Origin of the sequence: Bacteroides ihuae (genome assembly GCF_900104585.1) — a bacterium.
Classification (GTDB): Bacteria; Bacteroidota; Bacteroidia; order Bacteroidales; family Bacteroidaceae; genus Bacteroides; species Bacteroides ihuae.
This window is the reverse complement of record NZ_FNVX01000004.1, coordinates 718665-735146: the sequence shown is the minus strand read 5'-3', so window position 1 is coordinate 735146 and position 16482 is coordinate 718665. Positions and strand designations below refer to the sequence as shown.

Annotated in this window: 20 protein-coding genes; 8 read left to right on the top strand and 12 right to left on the bottom strand. The window is 42.3% G+C overall.

The features are described from left to right. Positions 1–3: 3 nt before the first annotated feature. The 3 genes from BQ5338_RS03845 to BQ5338_RS03835 are packed head-to-tail and all read left to right on the top strand — an operon-like array spanning position 4 to position 1360. Positions 4–336 (top strand): hypothetical protein, encoded by a 333-nt coding sequence (locus tag BQ5338_RS03845; protein WP_139265172.1) that lies wholly within the window; start codon positions 4–6, stop codon positions 334–336. Beyond that, the gene (locus BQ5338_RS03840) at positions 333–677 is read left to right on the top strand and encodes a DUF4810 domain-containing protein (RefSeq protein ID WP_071145471.1); all 345 of its coding nucleotides are present in this window, start codon (positions 333–335) and stop codon (positions 675–677) included. The genes BQ5338_RS03845 and BQ5338_RS03840 overlap by 4 nt, the downstream gene beginning before the upstream one ends. After that, positions 674–1360, top strand: coding sequence for a GNA1162 family protein (locus BQ5338_RS03835; RefSeq protein WP_071145470.1), 687 nt, complete (start codon positions 674–676; stop codon positions 1358–1360). Before BQ5338_RS03840 ends, BQ5338_RS03835 begins: the two co-directional genes overlap by 4 nt. Before the next feature lie 36 nt (positions 1361–1396). Here BQ5338_RS03835 and mazG read toward each other — a convergent pair whose 3' ends face one another. Together mazG and BQ5338_RS03825 are read right to left on the bottom strand one after the other, a co-directional pair. Beyond that, on the bottom strand, positions 1397–2182 hold the full coding sequence (gene mazG / locus BQ5338_RS03830) for a nucleoside triphosphate pyrophosphohydrolase (RefSeq protein WP_071145469.1): 786 nt from the start codon (positions 2180–2182) through the stop codon (positions 1397–1399). Beyond that, positions 2172–3260: a DUF3810 domain-containing protein gene (locus BQ5338_RS03825; RefSeq protein WP_071145468.1), complete on the bottom strand. Its 1089-nt coding sequence runs from the start codon at positions 3258–3260 to the stop codon at positions 2172–2174. The genes mazG and BQ5338_RS03825 overlap by 11 nt, the downstream gene beginning before the upstream one ends. A 278-nt stretch (positions 3261–3538) precedes the next feature. Between BQ5338_RS03825 and BQ5338_RS03820 the strand changes: the two genes are divergently transcribed. Then, positions 3539–6166, top strand: a complete 2628-nt coding sequence (locus tag BQ5338_RS03820; protein WP_071145467.1) for a valine--tRNA ligase — start codon at positions 3539–3541, stop codon at positions 6164–6166. A gap of 100 nt (positions 6167–6266) precedes the next feature. Here BQ5338_RS03820 and BQ5338_RS16805 read toward each other — a convergent pair whose 3' ends face one another. From BQ5338_RS16805 to BQ5338_RS03810, 3 genes are all read right to left on the bottom strand, one after another. Continuing rightward, complete coding sequence (locus BQ5338_RS16805; protein WP_394331121.1) at positions 6267–6365, bottom strand: smalltalk protein; 99 nt, start codon at positions 6363–6365, stop codon at positions 6267–6269. Beyond that, a complete protein-coding gene (locus BQ5338_RS03815; protein WP_071145466.1) occupies positions 6362–6847 on the bottom strand; it encodes an HU family DNA-binding protein in 486 nt (161 codons plus the stop codon). Before BQ5338_RS03815 ends, BQ5338_RS16805 begins: the two co-directional genes overlap by 4 nt. Before the next feature lie 163 nt (positions 6848–7010). Next, the gene (locus tag BQ5338_RS03810; RefSeq protein ID WP_071145465.1) at positions 7011–8450 is read right to left on the bottom strand and encodes a DUF1593 domain-containing protein; all 1440 of its coding nucleotides are present in this window, start codon (positions 8448–8450) and stop codon (positions 7011–7013) included. A gap of 184 nt (positions 8451–8634) precedes the next feature. Between BQ5338_RS03810 and BQ5338_RS03805 the strand changes: the two genes are divergently transcribed. After that, a complete protein-coding gene (locus BQ5338_RS03805) occupies positions 8635–9507 on the top strand; it encodes an LAPAL motif-containing putative phage structural protein (RefSeq protein WP_139265171.1) in 873 nt (290 codons plus the stop codon). Between the two features lie 42 nt (positions 9508–9549). Here the strand turns inward: BQ5338_RS03805 and BQ5338_RS03800 are convergent, their stop codons facing one another. The 3 genes from BQ5338_RS03800 to BQ5338_RS03790 form a co-directional block, all read right to left on the bottom strand. After that, entirely contained in the window at positions 9550–9861 is a 312-nt protein-coding gene (locus tag BQ5338_RS03800; protein WP_071145463.1) for a helix-turn-helix domain-containing protein, read from the bottom strand. Beyond that, positions 9858–10226 (bottom strand): type II toxin-antitoxin system RelE/ParE family toxin, encoded by a 369-nt coding sequence (locus BQ5338_RS03795; RefSeq protein ID WP_071145462.1) that lies wholly within the window; start codon positions 10224–10226, stop codon positions 9858–9860. The genes BQ5338_RS03800 and BQ5338_RS03795 overlap by 4 nt, the downstream gene beginning before the upstream one ends. Before the next feature lie 189 nt (positions 10227–10415). After that, a complete protein-coding gene (locus BQ5338_RS03790) occupies positions 10416–11906 on the bottom strand; it encodes a helix-turn-helix transcriptional regulator (RefSeq protein WP_071145461.1) in 1491 nt (496 codons plus the stop codon). A gap of 209 nt (positions 11907–12115) precedes the next feature. On the opposite strand from BQ5338_RS03790, the gene BQ5338_RS03785 reads away from it, so the two are divergent. Both BQ5338_RS03785 and BQ5338_RS03780 read left to right on the top strand, forming a co-directional pair. Next, complete coding sequence (locus BQ5338_RS03785; protein ID WP_071145460.1) at positions 12116–12724, top strand: hypothetical protein; 609 nt, start codon at positions 12116–12118, stop codon at positions 12722–12724. Positions 12725–12754: 30 nt separating this feature from the next. Continuing rightward, positions 12755–13693, top strand: a complete 939-nt coding sequence (locus BQ5338_RS03780) for a hypothetical protein (protein ID WP_139265170.1) — start codon at positions 12755–12757, stop codon at positions 13691–13693. A 22-nt stretch (positions 13694–13715) separates the two neighbouring features. Here the strand turns inward: BQ5338_RS03780 and BQ5338_RS03775 are convergent, their stop codons facing one another. The 3 genes from BQ5338_RS03775 to BQ5338_RS03765 form a co-directional block, all read right to left on the bottom strand. Continuing rightward, on the bottom strand, positions 13716–13910 hold the full coding sequence (locus BQ5338_RS03775) for a DUF4248 domain-containing protein (RefSeq protein ID WP_071145458.1): 195 nt from the start codon (positions 13908–13910) through the stop codon (positions 13716–13718). A gap of 32 nt (positions 13911–13942) precedes the next feature. After that, on the bottom strand, positions 13943–14854 hold the full coding sequence (locus BQ5338_RS03770; RefSeq protein WP_071145457.1) for a DUF4373 domain-containing protein: 912 nt from the start codon (positions 14852–14854) through the stop codon (positions 13943–13945). A 173-nt stretch (positions 14855–15027) separates the two neighbouring features. Beyond that, a complete protein-coding gene (locus BQ5338_RS03765; protein WP_071145456.1) occupies positions 15028–15348 on the bottom strand; it encodes an SH3 beta-barrel fold-containing protein in 321 nt (106 codons plus the stop codon). Positions 15349–15712: 364 nt separating this feature from the next. Here BQ5338_RS03765 and BQ5338_RS16685 point away from each other — a divergent pair, with 364 nt between their 5' ends. After that, positions 15713–15934: a hypothetical protein gene (locus tag BQ5338_RS16685; protein WP_139265169.1), complete on the top strand. Its 222-nt coding sequence runs from the start codon at positions 15713–15715 to the stop codon at positions 15932–15934. Positions 15935–16039: 105 nt separating this feature from the next. Here the strand turns inward: BQ5338_RS16685 and BQ5338_RS03755 are convergent, their stop codons facing one another. Further along, a complete protein-coding gene (locus tag BQ5338_RS03755) occupies positions 16040–16444 on the bottom strand; it encodes a type II toxin-antitoxin system HicB family antitoxin (RefSeq protein WP_071145867.1) in 405 nt (134 codons plus the stop codon). Positions 16445–16482: the final 38 nt, after the last annotated feature.

The window sequence follows — 16482 nt, the reverse complement described above, 5'->3', positions numbered from 1 at the left end:
AAAATGAAACTAATTCTGGGCTTTTTTCTAAGCCTGTGCCTTTCCTTTACAGGTTGTAAAGTGGGTAATGTTGCTTCCACTCAGGGATTGTCCGATCAAGCATACTTATATTTCGTATCTGCGAATAAATACAAAGCTCCGGTTAGCGTTACTGTTGATGGTTCAACGATGTTTGAAGCAAAGGTTGTGAAGGAGAAGAAGTTTACTGTAAAAGGAAACACTTACGCCATAGCTACCGGAAAACGCCATGTGGTGGTGAAGCAGAATGGTAGAACTCTTTTTGAACGTACACTGTTTCTCTCTACTCAAGAAACCAAAAAGATCACATTGCCATGAGAAAGTATCTTTTCTTGCTCCTGATAGCTACGGCTTTCACCTCATGCACCACTACCACAACCCTATACGGATGGGACAATTATGTAGATGCGTCCTACAAATATTATAAGAAGCAGACTCCTGAGGCCAAAGCAGAATTGATTAAGACCTATGAAGATATGATTAACAGGCCAAAGGGTTCTCGTCGGGTTGTTCCTCCGGGCATTTGTGCCGAGTATGGCTATTTCCTACTTCAGAACGGCAAGAAAGATGAAGGTCTTGCCATGCTTCAAAAAGAGAAAGAGCTTTATCCCGAATCGACCACTTTTATGGATCGTCTCATTAATCAATTCTCAAAATGAAAAAGATCATCTACTTTGCACTCATAGCAACACTGTTTGCTTCATGTGGCACTACCAGCAATTTAACGCGTGGTAAGAGCTATCCAAAGATGTATTCCGATAAACCGACTACTATCTTGGTGATGCCTCCTATTAATAAAACCGTTAACGTTGAGGCGAAAGAATACTTCTACACTTCCATGATGGTTCCTCTTTGCGAAAAAGGATATTATGTTATCTCTCCGTTCTTGGCCATGGACTTATTGAAAAATGAGAGCGCTTATGATAGCGAACTGTACCTTGATGGTAATCTGGCATCTTTCAAGAAAGTTTTTGGTGCCGATGTAGCATTGTTCACTGTAATTAACCAGTGGAGCAAGTCTACTTTAGGCAACACCATTACCGTAGAAGTAGAATACATACTGAAGTCGACAACCAGTAACGAGATACTGTTTAATCGCAAAGGTACACTTGTCGTAGATACTAGTCTTAACTCAACAAGTAATGCCGGTTTGCTTGGTGCGCTTGTTGATATGGCTGCTTCGGCCATTAATACTGCACTGACCGATAAAGTAATCGCTGCTCGACGCTGCAATAATTTCGTACTCCATGATCTACCGGATGGCGTGTATGCCCCACTATTCGATAAAGATCAGGATGTATCAGCTGGTGGCATTAACTTCTCAGGTAGAGTGAGCCAATAAGCTTACACGATATAATTCTTAAAATTGGGACTATGCTTATAGCCCCAATTTTTTTGCTTCATTCCAGATAACGTCCATCTCTTCGAGCGTCATATCTTTCAGATTGTTTCCCACTTTGATGGTGTGCTCTTCCAGATAGTTGAAGCGGCGGAGGAATTTTTGATTAGTGCGTTCCAGCGCATTATCCGGATTGATGCCGTAAAGGCGTGCAGCGTTGATGATGCTAAAGAATAGATCGCCAAATTCAGCTTCAGCCTTATCCTTATCCATGTCGGCAATCTCTACCTGCAATTCATCGAACTCCTCTTTCACCTTGTCCCACACTTGCTCTTTCTCCTGCCAGTCGAACCCAACATGCCGGGCTTTGTCCTGCATTCTGTATGCTTTGATCAGTGAGGGTAGGGCAGCAGGCACTCCGCTCAGCACACTCTTGTTGCCATCCTTCTCTTTTAGTTTCAACTGTTCCCAATTGTCGGATACCTGTCCGGCCGTTTCCACCTTTACCTCACCAAACACGTGCGGGTGGCGATAAATCAGCTTCTCGCACAAGCGATCGCACACATCCTTCATATCAAAATCGCCCGTTTCCGAACCAATCTTCGCATAGAAAGCCACATGCAGCAACACATCGCCCAACTCCTTGCATATTTCCTTCTTGTCATCACGCATCAGTGCGTCACAAAGCTCGTAAGTCTCTTCAATCGTATTCGGGCGCAGACTCTCGTTTGTCTGTTTTTTGTCCCAAGGACACTTCACCCTCAGCTCGTCCAGTATGTCGAGGAAACGCCCGTAGGCCTCCATCTTTTCTTCTCTAGTGTGCATATTTATTTTTAATAATGATTCTTCTAAGATCTTCAATTTTTGTTTTCTCGTTCCAGGAGATCAGCAATCCCACTACCTCCGAGTAATTCTTCCGCCCACTGGAAATCTTGTTCCCCTTCAGGTAGAGGTCGTATACCCAGTCTTGCACATTGCCTATCAGCGGACTGTACATTGCCATCCAGTGTTGGTAATTCTTCTCTGCCAACTCTTTTATCTCAGGCCGCACGCTGTCCACCAACTCCTTATAATCCGCTTCCGCCAATAACCCTTTCGCATTTCTCATCACGTGGTTGAATACCGAGAAATACCCACTAAATCGCACCTTCGCGTTGGTCGACTGGGTGCAGATTTGATAAGCATAAAAGTTGGCCTCCGCTTCACCGGTGATGCCCCAGAAGTGTGCCAATTCATGCGCATAGGTTGACGGATAATCTACAGGAAGCAAGTTCTTGTTCAGGTTAAACTCGCAAAAGAACGGTCCCATGTATCCTGTTATCCCCACCGCCGAACTGGCCCAGCTGAACATCATTGCTTTCACTTTTGGTGCAGAAGTAAACGGTCGGTTCACCCCCAAGGAATCATACATCCTGTTATACCCCAAGCTAATTTCTTTGGCCGTCACCACTTTGTCTATAGCATCTACAGGCACATACGCCTCATTTAAGTTTTGAACATACTCCTTTGTGAACTCCCTGAAAGTCTCCGTACTATACTTTACGTACTCCGTTCCCGTGCGTTGATAGAAATTCTTTTGCGAATAATTCAATCCCCAAGTCAGGTAGAACCAAGCGTACACCCAAAGCAGATACTCCACGTCACGCAGCAGAATCTTTATCCACCGCACCTTCTTGTAGCGCCCGTATATGGGATACAAGATCACTCCTGTAACGCTCAGCGTGATAAACAGATCACCAAAGGAAAAGGGGACAAACCGAGAGAACGAAGAGAGGCAAAGCGCAATGACAGGATAGACCAAGCGTGCATATCCTTCGCCCATTGCCGGAGTATGCTGCGTAACCCATACCGTCAATAAAAGTAGAACTAAGAAAACATATCGTATTATTTGGCTTCGCTTCATCTAATCCTTAAACACTATTGTAGGGACAAAAATATGCAATTATTTCGCATAATCGCTATAGATGCAGGCTTTAAATTACTTTTCAAAGTACAGATAATGAAGGAGAGAGAAGAGAGGAGGGGAGAGAGAAGAAGGTTTAAATTGCTTTTCAGACTACAGAAACAGGTTCCGAGTGGCAAGATTTGATGTTTTATTTATTAATTTTGCGCCCATTACACCCTATATGGTGTGTAGTAAATTCATTTAGTCGCAATTAATCATTAACAGATATATTTAAAATGGAATTAGCAAGTAAGTACAGCCCCGCTGACGTAGAGGAAAAGTGGTACCAGTATTGGATGCAGCATAAGTTATTCAGTTCTAAACCCGATGGCCGTGAACCCTATACTGTCGTCATCCCTCCACCTAACGTAACTGGTGTGTTGCACATGGGACACATGCTAAATAATACCATTCAAGATATTCTCGTTCGCCGTGCCCGCATGGAAGGCAAGAATGCCTGCTGGGTACCCGGAACAGATCACGCTTCCATTGCTACCGAAGCAAAGGTAGTGAACCGCTTGGCGGCTCAGGGCATTAAGAAAACCGATCTTACTCGTGATGAATTCCTGAAGCATGCTTGGGAGTGGACAGACGAGCATGGTGGCATCATCTTGAAACAACTTCGCAAGCTCGGTGCCTCGTGTGATTGGGATCGCACAGCCTTCACCATGGACGAGGTGCGTAGCGAAAGTGTGCTCAAAGTCTTTGTCGACCTTTACAAGAAAGGATTGATTTATCGAGGCGTGCGCATGGTCAACTGGGATCCACAAGCCCTCACCGCTCTGTCCGATGAAGAAGTGATCTACAAAGAAGAGCATAGCAAGTTGTTCTACTTACGCTATAAGATTGAGGGCGAAGACGGATATGCCGTTGTGGCAACTACTCGTCCCGAAACCATTATGGGCGATACAGCGATGTGTATCAACCCCAACGACCCAAAGAACGAGCACCTCAAAGGAAAGAAAGTGATTGTTCCGCTGGTTAACCGTGTTATTCCGGTGATCGAAGATGACTATGTGGACATCGAGTTTGGTACCGGTTGCCTCAAGGTAACTCCTGCGCATGATGTGAACGACTATATGCTTGGCGAGAAGTACAACCTTCCGACCATCGACATCTTCAATGATAACGGAACACTGAGCGAAGCTGCCGGACTCTATGTTGGCCAAGATCGCTTTGACGTGCGCAAGCAGATAGAGAAAGACCTAGCGGCTGCCGATCTCTTGGAGAAGGTAGAAGCCTATACCAATAAGGTAGGCTATTCCGAACGTACCAACGTGGTGATTGAGCCCAAACTCTCTATGCAATGGTTCCTGAAGATGGAGAACCTTGCCAAGATCGCCCTTGAACCTGTGATGAACGACGATATCAAGTTCTATCCGGCTAAATATAAAAACACCTACCGCCACTGGATGGAGAACATTAAAGACTGGTGCATCAGTCGCCAGTTATGGTGGGGACACCGCATACCAGCCTACTTCCTTCCCGAAGGAGGCTACGTGGTAGGAGCGACCGAAGCCGAAGCACTCCAATTGGCACAAGAGAAAACCGGAAACGCCTCTCTCACAATGGCCGATCTTCGTCAGGATGAAGACTGCCTCGACACTTGGTTCTCTTCCTGGTTGTGGCCCATCTCCTTGTTCGATGGCATCAACAACCCCGGCAACGAAGAGATCAACTATTACTACCCCACAAGCGATCTTGTGACCGGCCCCGATATCATCTTCTTCTGGGTAGCCCGCATGATCATGGCCGGATACGAATACGAAGGCAAGATGCCGTTTAAGAACGTTTACTTTACCGGTATCGTACGCGATAAACAAGGTCGCAAGATGTCCAAATCACTTGGTAACTCTCCCGATCCGCTCGACCTCATCTCACAGTTTGGCGCCGACGGCGTACGTATGGGTATGATGCTTGCCGCACCAGCCGGAAACGATATTCTTTTTGATGATGCCCTTTGCGAACAAGGACGTAACTTCAATAATAAGATCTGGAATGCCTTCCGATTGATCAAAGGTTGGGAAGTAGATGCAACAGTGGAGATTCCGGAAGCCTCTAAGCTGGCCATTCACTGGTTTGACTCCAAGCAAAACGAAGTTGCCGCCGAGATGGCCGACCTCTTTACCAAATACCGCTTGAGCGAAGCCCTGATGGCCGTTTACAAACTCTTCTGGGATGAGTTCTCTTCGTGGTATCTCGAGATGATTAAACCCGCTTACGGGCAACCCATTAGTACTACGGTGTACGATGCAACCATCTGTTACTTAGATAACCTGTTGAAACTTCTTCATCCGTTTATGCCTTTCATCACCGAAGAACTCTGGCAACAGATGTACCCCCGCGAAGAAGGCGAAAGCATTATGGTTCAGTACCTGTCTATGGATACCTATATTGACACTCCTTTTGTACAGCAATTTGAAACGGTGAAAGAGGTGATTAGTAACATCCGTACCATTCGTATGCAGAAGAACATTGCACAGAAAGAAGCCCTCGAACTGCAAGTAGTGGGCGGCAATCCTGTAGCAGACTTCAGCGCTGTTATCATCAAGATGTGTAACCTTACCTCCATTACTTCCGTAGAAGTAAAGCCGGACGGTGCTGCTTCCTTCATGATAGGAACCACTGAATATGCAGTACCATTGGGCAATATGATTGATGTTGAGGCCGAGATTACCCGTATGGAAGCCGAGCTGAAACACAAAGAAGGCTTCTTGCAAGGTGTAATGAAAAAGCTTAGCAATGAAAAGTTTGTGGGTAATGCCCCCGCTGCCGTTCTCGATATGGAACGTAAGAAACAAGCCGATGCCGAGAGCATCATCAACTCGTTGAAAGAGAGCATTGCCGCTTTGAAGAAAGCTTAAGTCCGGCTCACTAGCAAAATCTATATAAAACAACAAAAGTGGTTAAAGCATCATCTTATGATGACCTTTAACCACTTTCTTTTTACTCACGCCTACGTGTCTACATCAATGTTTGCGAACCAAACACACCCGCTACCGCACTCGCCACTGCAATAATCACCTTGAGCACAAAGCTCCATGCCGATTTATTTATTCTCATGCGGTTGGATCTTTAGGTTTATGCCCATTGTCATCACCATCCTCTGTGGGAGTCTTAGTCTCCTCGGTAACGCCCCAGCGTTCATACTCCACTCCGCTGTAGAGCGCTCTTGTTGGACTCCCTGTTCCGGCCGCTCTGGTATATTCCGGTCTGAAGTTCACGCGCAACCTTACGATCTGTGTAGGAGCCACATCTTCAGATTTGTTCACCCCCTTCTTGGTCGAGTTGGCCATCACAGTGAACGTGCCCAGTCCGTCGAGCTTCACCGAACGACTGTTGAGCAACTGCTCGCGCATCACCGTCATTAAGTTGCGAATCACACTGTGCACATCACCCGGTGTTAGAGAAGCCTTTTCGGCAATCATCTCGCCAATCTTCTGAGTAGTGACCATATTACCCACCCTCACCAGTAGTGGATACCATTTTTTGTTCCCGTCTTTTGATGCAATATTACTCTGCATCGGTTTGTAAAATAAAGGCATAGTTCTAATTTTTAAGTTCTACAATTTGTTTACTTATACTTGTAATCGATTACGAATACAAAGATAGAACTACCGCCAAAAGCCTATACGCGAATGTGTGCCAACTGGTATAAAGATGTTTTGGTCTGTTTGAATAGGAATAGGAGTGTATTGCAGTATCCTTTTATTTTATCGGTTGTACAATTATTCTACGATAACTGGTCAGATGAGGCGTACCGTTGTCCGTTACTTCGCAAATCACATGAAGCGTTTTTCCTGCTGCATCCGACGGCACTAGCACCGTAGCACGGCTTGTCATCTTGTTTTGGATCGTTATATCTCCTTCATAGGTACCAGCCTCTGGCATCATCCACCATTTAAAAGTCAATTGATCACCATCCGGATCATAAGATTTTGAAGCGTCCAAAACAATCCTCGTTCCTTGCTTGGAACTTATTTTTATGATGTCGATATTCTTATTCTTATTAATGATGACTATCGGATTGCGATTCCCTTTACCCTCTTTGGCCCAACCCATTCGGGCTGCGAAATTGTTGAAGATTGCCGGATAAAAGTAAGCCTCATATTTAGCTGAAATATCTTTAGCCTTTCCAGCGTAGTTTGTATAAGAATAAGTCTCTTTATCCATACCTAATCCCCATTCAAAATATCCTCCCCAACCCACTTGATTCGGCATCGTCGGGTCGTTCAACCCATTTGGTATTACATGGAGAAATGAGGGAGTATCGCCTTCAACGCCATACTTATATTTCGGATAAATACGTCCCAGGTTGCCCTGATTTTGAATCTTCGCTGCATATTCACTCCAGTTTTTCGCTCCGATTTCGCATTGAGAAAGCCATGCACTTTCATCCCAGATAAACAGCAGATCTTTTTCAAACTCACCGCGCATCCATTGATGTGAGCTGAACGAATAATTGCTATGCCGCTCTGCCCAAGGAACGTCTTGATCGGTTATCGTGTAAACGCACAATTTGTTCAGAAAGGTTTTTAACTCCTCTTTGCTACGCTCTTTCTTTACCTTCCAGATAGCCTGTGCCAAGGTATTTGCCCCTCCCCAAACGGCAATCCATAGCGGACGAGCGTCCTCTTGATCGACTAGTTTAATGATGAAATCACTTCCCGGAGAATCATTCTTTTCTCCAATCTCTTCATAGCCCAGATTCAAGCTGCCTAGCATCGCACGGCTTTTTAAATAGTCCGTACTCGGCCAGTATCCTATTCTTTGCTGCCCGTTTTCTTTCGCCACAGATAAAAAAACTCTCTGTTCCGAGCGTTTCATCAGGTTGGGTAGATCCTCCCCGTAAGCCGTGATTACTGTATCCAGAATGTTCATCCAAGACACCGGATAGGCGCGGCCACTACTATTCCATCCACCTGAGGCGATTAAAGCTTCTATTTCAACTTGATCGGCATGAACTAGCAGCCGAATCATAGACTCCATATCATCCGGCTCTATATCTCCGGGAGCAATATCGGTTAAAATAACGATTCGAGGCTTAAGCGGCATCGACCCGGAAGCTTTTTTACCACTCGAACTAGCAAAAGATAATTGCACGAGAGCAATCACTAGCATAAAGAGTAAGGTGCATTTTGTTTTCATATTATTAGATGGTTAGATTTCTGTTGTAAATTTAGTTTTTATTTTAAACTTACGCAACTTGTTTCTTTTATTTTCCGGCTATCTTGTTTCAATGTTTGGAGTATGATGATGATAAATAAAATCTTCGTATTCCAAACCTTTGTTTTTCCGAGTATTTTTATCTTTATTTGTAGTACTAAAGGCAATGAGAAAAAAGAGCATGCAAATAAAATTTGAAGGTCAGGAACATCAGATCGACGCTAATACCTTAATTAACGTATTAATCCATTATCAGACAGTAATAACAGAAGCCAATAAAGAGCTTAGTGGTGGAGCGATGACAATAGAATTAAGAGTTAATGCAATTGAAAAAGGATCTTTCATTATTGATGTTTCTGTCGTAGAAAGCCTGTTAAAACAAGTTTTCTCAAAGGATTCTATAGAATATTTAGCTGCTTTAGCTGCGGTTATCGGAGGTGTATATAAAGCATATAAAAAGCTGAAAGGGAAGCCTGCTGATAATGAGGAAGAGAAAGCAGCTATTTCTATTGAAGATAAGAAGAGCAAAAGCACGATAATTATTAATAAAACGATCGTTAATGTATATAACCAAAGAAGTACAAGAGAGGCTATCTCCAAATCTATTGAAGCTTCTGATGCTGACCCAACTGTAACAGGGCTTAGCGTCAATGTTGACGATAAACTAACTCCGATAACATTTAAGAAAGAAGAGTTTCATGACTATATCTATAGCGATTTTGACAGCGAAGCTTTAATGCCTGATGAACAGACGGAAGTTGTTGAGACTGTTTTAACCATAATAGGACTTAATTTTGAACTAGGTAGCCGTTGGCAATTTATGTTCAATGGGTTCAAAATTCCAATGATAGTTAAAGATGGTGCGCTCATGCAAAAGATAGACGAGGGGGAACGTTTTGGGAAAGGTGATGCCATACGAGTGAAGCTGAAAATCGTAAAGCGCTATAACCACCAATACAAAGCCTACGAAAACAAGTCATACAAGATCGTTGAGTTTATGGAACATATTCTTGCACCTTCACAGAAAGAACTCTTTTAATTCAAAAGGGATATTCGGCCATCTTGGTATACCATGTTCTTATTAAATAAATGTAGGTGTAAACTCAATGCCCAGTGCACGAGCGATGCGAAAGAAGCTTGATAGTTGAATATCTGCTTCTCCTTTTTCTACACGGGCTATGTAACTTTGTTCCTTACCTATCTTTTGGGCTAATTGTTTTTGAGTAAGTTTAAGTTCTTTACGCCTGTCACGTAGTATTTCTCCGTAATACCACGCCATGGTTTTTTCATTAAAGTCCTCACGAGTTGGCGTACCATGTTCTCCGTATTTTTCGTCAAGCAACTGGTTTGTTGTCTTGAACTTCACTAATTTTTTTTCATCTAACTTTATCATAATGCTAAACTTTTTAAGATTTGTATTGCTCTGTCTATTTGCTTGTCATAATCTTTAGTGGATTTTTTCAAGAAGCCATTGAGCAAGATTATTTTTGTTGATTGTATGACGTTGCTGTTATCAATTGCAAACAGTACTGTTCTATATTCATTAGAACCAACTGATATACGCATTTCGTATAATTCTGTTCCCTCTAAATGTTTTACGTATTTTGTAGGTAAAGCATAAACGGTTTGTACTAGCTCAAACGTATACTCAAACTTATTCTTAACTTTATCATTCAAGTCGTCATAGAACTTTTCAAACTCTTTTGTCTTGAAGATGGTTCTTATATCGGTGGTTTTGCCTTCTGTTGCTAATTCCATGCCGCAAATATAACTAATTAGTTATATTGCGCCAATAGAAAACATCTTTTTTTATCCTCCAACTATCTTATTTCAATAGTTTAGGATATGAAGATAATAAATAAAATCTTCGTGTTCCAAACACAGAAAAGATTCTTTTGAGCTGACATGTGGCTGTCTTGATGTAATATATAGCGCTGAGATCACAGCCTATTTACTCATCTTAAATTCGCTTGGAGTGACCCCGACATAATCTTTAAAAGTACGATTAAAGCTTGACTTTGAAGAAAAGCCAACGGCAGAGGCAATGCCCTCTATGCTTAGGTAGTTAAATTCTTCTGCGGACAGGAGTTTCATTGATTCCTCTATCCGATACTCGTTGATCAGCGTTGAGAAACGCTTCTTGTGCACAGAGTTAATCGCTTTTGAAAGATAGGTCTTATTGGTGTTCAGCTTGTTGGCAGCATCGTTGAGAGAGAACTTCTCATTCAAAAACAGTTTCTCCGTTTGCATCAACGCTCTGAGTGCTTCTGCCAGACTAATATCCTGTTCTTCCGGCACAAGATCTTTGGGAGGGCTTTCCTCCGTTTTATCTTCCACTGCTTCGTCCTTTTTCTTTCGAGCGTTCCTTTTTATGAGAAGAAGAAAGAAGATGAATGCGAGAGCTGTCGCAAGTGTTGTGAACCAATAGAGAGCGTCTCTGCCCGAATTCTGGCTCTCTATCATCCTTTTTTCAGCCGTTGTATTTTTATTAATCCAGAAATTCAGCTCCTCTTCTTTCGCCTTCATCTCTTGCCGGGTGATCTGCTTCACCGTTCTGATATTGTAGATGCTATCCATTAAGTCCGTGTGTTCCTTTTGATAGTACGAACTGCTATCAGGCTTCTGCACAAGGGTGTAATAGGCCGATAGTGCAGGGTATAATTGCTCAAAGACACAATGATATTTAGCTTTATCGGCCCAATACATTGCTTTTATGGCGCATCTTTTTGCTTCTGCTTTCTCTCTTTGGTTAGTGAAAACCTCTAATAAACTGCTGTATGTAAAACCCAGTCCGATGAAAAAAGAGGTCGTTGTAAAATGAGTAATCGCCCTATTGAAATTCTTTTTTGATTGATTGTATTCTTTAAGTTGTACGTAGCAATCTCCTTTATTCAACTCATTGATGCCCATGCGGTTGATATTTCTCAACGTTGAATTGAGCACTAAGGAACTGTCTAAATAAACGAGCGCTGCCTTATACTTTTTGTACATCATATAAAACCGCCCCATGTTATTATAATGCTCCGCCAGCCACGCATCGTCTTTGCTGTTCTTTGATAAAAGAATTGCTCTTCTTATATCTCTGAGAGCACGCAGACTGTCTCCTATGGGTTCATAAATCTCAAATGCCCAGTCATATAATATCTTTTCATTCTCTGTCTGTGATATCTTTTTGTATAAGTTTGCCGAAGTTGTATAGATCTTGTGAGCGTTTACATAATCTGATTGATCACGATAATACTTTATTAGCTTCATCGTGTATTTCAGATGATTGTCCCACTTTTTTGTTCTTCTAGCTGTCTCCAGTTCCTTTTGCAGAGTTAAAATAGGTGTGTTGATATCGGTAAGATGCGTATGCTTCTGATTTATCGCATCACACTTATTAATGATCACGATAAGTAGTAAGGCGACCAATATAGCCGTTTTTAGAGTACGCATAGTTAGAGATAAAAGGTGGTTAAGCAAAAAAGAGATCGTAAAAATCTCGTTATAGGGCAAAATTAGCAAAATAGTTTAAATAATTGTTCCTTTTCTACGGAAAACGAATATGTATCAATTGATCAATTGAGACATATTCGCTCTAATTTGTTAGATAAAAAGAGCTTTTCATGATTAGCTTTGTAGCATAATTAAAAAAATGATATGCTATGAAAAAAACAATTACTTTACTATCCTTGGTTATTTTTACTATCGTTGTACTTCTTCAGAGTTGCGGTGGTCATTTTACTAATAATGAATATTTGGGTGAACTGCCTTCATTGGCTAAGAAGTATCAGAATGAAATTGCTGATAAGGAAGAGGCGATTAAGAAATGCACTGATATGCAAGAAACATTCAAACTTGACAAAGAGAACCTGATACTGCATGAAAAATATGAAGAAGAGATTAAAGAGTTTGCTAAGACGAATGACTTAACAGACAAATCGATTCCTTTTGAAGGACTAAAAGATCAAGCATTTGCTGTAGAATCTGTTAAAGTAAAAGACATCAATACTTATGGTTTGAACTTAGTCTTTAATCTGGATATAAAGAAGGATATTAAGGAAAGGCACCTGTTCTTTTATTTCAAAGCTGTAGATGGGGAAGGAGCAGATATTCAAAACTCGAAAGCGGTGGCAATGACTGCCAGAATACCTCTCACGGCAGGTGTTAAATGCGAGGCTATTGGTACATGGAAAATCCTCAAGACTGTAGCCGGAATGGAGAACTTCGCCAAACTCGTAGAAATCACCCAGGAAGAGTATGATGCCAAATAGTGAAATTGATTCAATTAAATAAATTATATTATGAAAAAATTCTTATTAATTTGCTTTATGGCAATGTTGCTTGTTAATGGCAATTTCTTTTCTCTAAAAGCGCAAGATAATCCGGTAGAACAGAAGCAACCCGATAAAAAGAAAAAATCGAAGTTTGGCTCTTTTCTGGGTAAATTGGGTGAAGCTACCACCGGCATTAATATGACTGATGAACCGTTTGTTGTTGTGCCTACTTTGCTAAAAGCTATCTCTGCGCAGTTGGTAGGATGCTATGGTGAGTCCAATACAGGTTTAATCGAATTGATTTTCACCGTTAAAAACAATAATAATCTGAATTTCATAAATATGAGCCCGGATAAAGCATACGATAAGTCGGGAAATGCTTTTGAGGGCGGGTATGATTCAAAGGCCATCGATTTGCCTCGAGGGATACCCATAAAAGCGACTTTGGAATATAAAAATGTAAATGTGGCATTGACGCAATTAGAATTAATAAAAGTAAGAGCCAATGTAAATGGTGGGAGTGAGTCTATTGAATTTCACAATATCCCCATACAATGGGATGTGCAACCTGCTTCGGCACAGGTTGAAAGTGCTACTCCTGCCGCAACTAAGGTGTTCTGTCCCTTAAAACTTGGAGTCTCGGTGAACTTTGTTAGTTGTGTCGGAGATCCCGGATCTCGCTCAGTGTCATTGGTTTTTACTGTCAAGAATAGCAATAACACTGATCACTTAAACTTTTATCCGGATAAAGCGTATGATAGCTCCGGCAATACTTGTAAAGGCACGAGTGGTTCGGAAGCCGCCGATTTGCCTCGTGATATTCCGGTTAAGCTTGCGTTGGAGTACGGGGATGTTGATGCCAATTTGAAATACCTTGATTTGGTAAATGTCAAGGTTAATCACAGCGGCGGAAGCTGTTCCATTGAATTCAGAAATGTTCCCATAGAATGGGCTGCTGCCAAATAGCCGATCTTCCTTCCTTACCCCATCAAGGCAACCCAAGATGCTTCAACATCAGTTCCACCTGTGCCGGGGTGAGTAGTGGCGACCGTATGCTGTAACCCGTGGCAGCAAGTGCCTCTTGCAAAGCAACATTGCGGGCAATCCAACGATGGAGCGTGCGGCGGGCAGTAGCAATCTGCACATGTGGCAAGTAAAGCTCCGCCAACTCGTCTCTGGTCATGGCCCCGTAGTGGGGCAGGGGTGTATCTGTGCTCATGAGTTGGTCGATTTTTGGAAGTTGAGTAGCACTTTGATGATGTATTTGGCCGGAGCGGTGATGGGCTTCTTTTCGCCTGCCCACTTACCATGCACGATGATGCCCCACACCGGATGCCCTATCTCGCCATAGCGGGAGAGCCGGAGAATGGCTTCTACCTCGACGCGACAGCACACCCCGATGGCGTAAAGCCGCTCCAGCAGGCCGTCGTAGTTGTGCGTTTTCTTGTCCAAGGCATAGTCGGGAGGAGCAAAATAATCTTTCAACCGCTCAAGCGTCATTTTCTCGTTGCCCCCTCCGTTTTGGGAGGGGGTATGGGGGAGGTTTATTTCTGTTTTGTTTGCTTTTGTTTTGTTTTGTTTTGTTTGTGGTGTTTCTGTACACAATAACTCGGTTTCTGTATACATTAACTCAGTTTCTGTATGCATTAACTCCATTTCTGTAGGAAATAACTCTGGCATTTCCACTGCTTCCACCTCTGTAGAAGTGCTTGCTGTAGGGACTTCTTCCTCCTGAGGACATTCGATGAGGTTGAACTCCGGAGCTATTCGTACGAGACCTCTGCGAGCGCAGCAAGCTTTGTAGCGACGTTGCACTCCGTTGGAGGTGAGTACATGTTGAGTCTCGTAGAGTTCGGCATGAAAAAGTCCCACCTGCAAGCAAGAATCTACAATCGCTTGTATCTGTTCAGGGTTTTCATTGTTCAATTCCTCGAAGATATCGAAACAAGTATCCTCGTCCCACCTCAGATAGTAGCCATTTTTGTGATAAATTCTGCTGTACAGTTCGATGATGACGATTACTCCGAGAGCCCCATGCTTGCGATTGATGCGTCGCACTTTGATATCTCGCATAAAGTCCACGTCTAAGGGAAAGTATTCTAACCCTCTTTTTTCGGGTCTTGCCATGATGATATTGTTATTTATTGTTTACAAATAGGTGTTTTAAAAACGATCATATAAGTTCAGCGTGGTGAAGTAGTTAACTCAGCGTGCTGATCTAGTTAGTTCAGCGTGGTGAACTAGTTAATTCACCAAACCCCTCTCAGAAGGCCTGTAGCTCATGGTTGTTTATCTTTACATTATAGCAAGAAAGCCACATGAAAAGTGCGCCATCGTTCAGCCTTTAAATCATAGTAGAGCATAAACACATTTTCCGGATAAGAAACGCACGGACGTTTGAAAACTTTCTGGTAGTTTGTCAATGTACCTCTTGTTTCTTCCACCCCTCCATCTTGCCGCATATACGAAAATTCAGCCTCGCCACTAAGCATGCAAGTAAAGAGAACTTCTATCTTTTCGGCCAGTTGAATAGCCTCTTCCATTGTGACCATTTTCTCTTTTCGGATGCATGCCGCACGAAACATAACTTGCTGATAATGAAAATCTTCTCCTTTTCTCATGATGTTATTCTGTTGTTTAATTATGCTGCAAATCTATGAACAATATTTTATCTTCCGCCCTACACGCGTGTAGGAAAATGATCGTTTATGGTGGCAAACCCTCATTTTACGACACGCGTGTAGGGTGCGCGCATGTATTTCTTTTTTATCTTTGCCAGCTGTTAAAAATATTTTTGTCAAAACAACTAAACTTAGAATGGTATATAACAAGTTTTTAGTGCATAGTGGCCTTTTTCTGAGGCAGATTAGAGAAGTGGCATTAGCCGATTTGCATTTAACTCAGGAGCACGTTGCCTCCGATATGAAAATGTCAACACAAACACTTTACAGGGTAGAGACCGGTCAAAATTTGACCTGGGCAAGAATGGATCAATTATTTGCGTACTATTGCAATTATGATGGAGTGAGCGCACGCTATGCAGATACTTATCATCGATTGTCGAATGTGGAGCACATACCGAAGAGTGATTTTTTGAAGCTGGAGCCGAACAACGTGCAGGATGGCGAACTCTCCGAATATGTTTTGGATCTTTATAGGGCGGCGGAAGAAGCTTGCGAGGTGAAGGTTAGAAAGATTAGTTATTAGAAAGTCATTCCACATGATTTTACGAGTGGGCGTACCATCCACATAGAAACTAAGAAAGCCTTTGAGAATTAAATCTAAAAGGCTTTCCCTAAATTATACAAAGTATTATAGATTAATAGACAAAAGCTCTTTGCCTAATTTATGGAGGGCTGATTCGAGCTTAAGAGCCTGTTCCGGGCGGGGTTTTCTGTTTCCGGATGAATAATGCCATAATTGTTTTTGATTAATACCTGTAATACGTTCTAATCCTGCCTTAGAGAATATGCCGGTATAAAAATCTAATAATGATTTTACATCCATTTGAAATACAAGTTCAAAATCTCCTTGCAATTCTTCTGGTACATTGCATCCTAATTCAGTGCATTCTTCAACCAACGCATCGATGGCTTCGTACATGTTACTCTTAATTTCATCTACAGTTTTACCAGTTGTCACAATTCCATCAATGCCATCTAAATAAGCTGAATAGTTTTTATCGGCTCTCTCAATAACCACTTTAATTGTTTTCATCTTCATCAGTTTTTTTGTATATATCCATATATGCCTGT

Excerpts from the sequence above, each read along its gene's own strand:
- BQ5338_RS03765 (WP_071145456.1), bottom strand. The coding sequence starts at position 15,348 with ATGAGAAAAGGAGAAGATTTTCATTATCAGCAAGTTATGTTTCGTGCG.
- BQ5338_RS03800 (WP_071145463.1), bottom strand. The coding sequence starts at position 9,861 with ATGATAAAGTTAGATGAAAAAAAATTAGTGAAGTTCAAGACAACAAAC.
- BQ5338_RS03755 (WP_071145867.1), bottom strand. The coding sequence starts at position 16,444 with ATGAAAACAATTAAAGTGGTTATTGAGAGAGCCGATAAAAACTATTCA.
- BQ5338_RS03775 (WP_071145458.1), bottom strand. The coding sequence starts at position 13,910 with ATGACCAGAGACGAGTTGGCGGAGCTTTACTTGCCACATGTGCAGATT.
- BQ5338_RS03840 (WP_071145471.1), top strand. The coding sequence starts at position 333 with ATGAGAAAGTATCTTTTCTTGCTCCTGATAGCTACGGCTTTCACCTCA.
- BQ5338_RS03805 (WP_139265171.1), top strand. The coding sequence starts at position 8,635 with ATGAGAAAAAAGAGCATGCAAATAAAATTTGAAGGTCAGGAACATCAG.
- BQ5338_RS03815 (WP_071145466.1), bottom strand. The coding sequence starts at position 6,847 with ATGCCTTTATTTTACAAACCGATGCAGAGTAATATTGCATCAAAAGAC.
- BQ5338_RS03795 (WP_071145462.1), bottom strand. The coding sequence starts at position 10,226 with ATGGAATTAGCAACAGAAGGCAAAACCACCGATATAAGAACCATCTTC.
- BQ5338_RS03785 (WP_071145460.1), top strand. The coding sequence starts at position 12,116 with ATGAAAAAAACAATTACTTTACTATCCTTGGTTATTTTTACTATCGTT.
- BQ5338_RS03845 (WP_139265172.1), top strand. The coding sequence starts at position 4 with ATGAAACTAATTCTGGGCTTTTTTCTAAGCCTGTGCCTTTCCTTTACA.
- BQ5338_RS16805 (WP_394331121.1), bottom strand. The coding sequence starts at position 6,365 with ATGAGAATAAATAAATCGGCATGGAGCTTTGTGCTCAAGGTGATTATT.
- BQ5338_RS03790 (WP_071145461.1), bottom strand. The coding sequence starts at position 11,906 with ATGCGTACTCTAAAAACGGCTATATTGGTCGCCTTACTACTTATCGTG.
- BQ5338_RS03810 (WP_071145465.1), bottom strand. The coding sequence starts at position 8,450 with ATGAAAACAAAATGCACCTTACTCTTTATGCTAGTGATTGCTCTCGTG.
- BQ5338_RS16685 (WP_139265169.1), top strand. The coding sequence starts at position 15,713 with ATGGATCAATTATTTGCGTACTATTGCAATTATGATGGAGTGAGCGCA.
- BQ5338_RS03770 (WP_071145457.1), bottom strand. The coding sequence starts at position 14,854 with ATGGCAAGACCCGAAAAAAGAGGGTTAGAATACTTTCCCTTAGACGTG.
- BQ5338_RS03780 (WP_139265170.1), top strand. The coding sequence starts at position 12,755 with ATGAAAAAATTCTTATTAATTTGCTTTATGGCAATGTTGCTTGTTAAT.
- BQ5338_RS03825 (WP_071145468.1), bottom strand. The coding sequence starts at position 3,260 with ATGAAGCGAAGCCAAATAATACGATATGTTTTCTTAGTTCTACTTTTA.
- BQ5338_RS03820 (WP_071145467.1), top strand. The coding sequence starts at position 3,539 with ATGGAATTAGCAAGTAAGTACAGCCCCGCTGACGTAGAGGAAAAGTGG.
- mazG (WP_071145469.1), bottom strand. The coding sequence starts at position 2,182 with ATGCACACTAGAGAAGAAAAGATGGAGGCCTACGGGCGTTTCCTCGAC.
- BQ5338_RS03835 (WP_071145470.1), top strand. The coding sequence starts at position 674 with ATGAAAAAGATCATCTACTTTGCACTCATAGCAACACTGTTTGCTTCA.